Source organism: Kitasatospora sp. NPDC059571, assembly GCF_042735675.1.
GTDB lineage: Bacteria > Actinomycetota > Actinomycetes > Streptomycetales > Streptomycetaceae > Kitasatospora.
The window spans coordinates 19,551-20,147 of sequence record NZ_JBHWBW010000104.1; the positions used below are offsets into that span (position 1 = coordinate 19,551).

The window sequence follows — 597 nt, forward strand, 5'->3', positions numbered from 1 at the left end:
GTCTGTTTACCGTCCGCCCGGGCTGCTGCCGATCGGTGTGTGGAGCTTAGGAGATTCGAACTCCTGACATCTGCCATGCAAAGACAGCGCTCTACCAACTGAGCTAAAGCCCCGCAGCAGCGCACGATCGCGGTGCGCTGCGCACTAGCGTACCCGCTCCGGAGGGAAATCCTGAGCGGGCCGCCGGTCGGCCCCGGCCCGGGGGTGCCGGGCGGAACCGACGGAGATCGTCAGGGGTCTCAGCGACCGGCCGGGACCGGGTCGGTGGCCTCGGTCCACAGGTCCTGCTCGGCGCGGTCCGCCTGGACCTGACGGTAGACAAAGAAGCCGCCGAGGGCGACCAGGGCGACCAGGAGGAGCTTCTTCACCGCGGGACCTCGTCCTTCTTGCAGTTCGGATGTACGAGCACGAACGAGCGGCCGGGCTGGATGACCGCCCTGCGGCCGATGATACACACCGGTAACCCGCTTCCGAGCGGCCGCCGCCGCGTCCAATCCAGCCGTCCACGACCATCAGGCGGGTGGCGAGCATCAGATGGTCGACGGTGGGGGCGTCCGGATGACAGGCGACCATATAGCGGCCCCCCGAGAAGCCGAC

The 597-nt window shown here is 68.2% G+C and carries 1 protein-coding gene, 1 tRNA gene and 1 pseudogene; all 3 read right to left on the minus strand.

All coding sequences use genetic code 11. The features are described from left to right. Nucleotides 1–40 precede the first annotated feature (40 nt). Nucleotides 41–113, minus strand: a tRNA-Ala gene (locus ACFV0G_RS14880). A gap of 126 nt (nt 114–239) precedes the next feature. Continuing rightward, nucleotides 240–368, minus strand: a complete 129-nt coding sequence (locus ACFV0G_RS14885) for a DLW-39 family protein (RefSeq protein WP_014137031.1) — start codon at nt 366–368, stop codon at nt 240–242. 133 nt (nt 369–501) lie between these two features. Next, nucleotides 502–597, minus strand: a pseudogene (locus tag ACFV0G_RS14890) (cyclase); the annotation flags it as partial.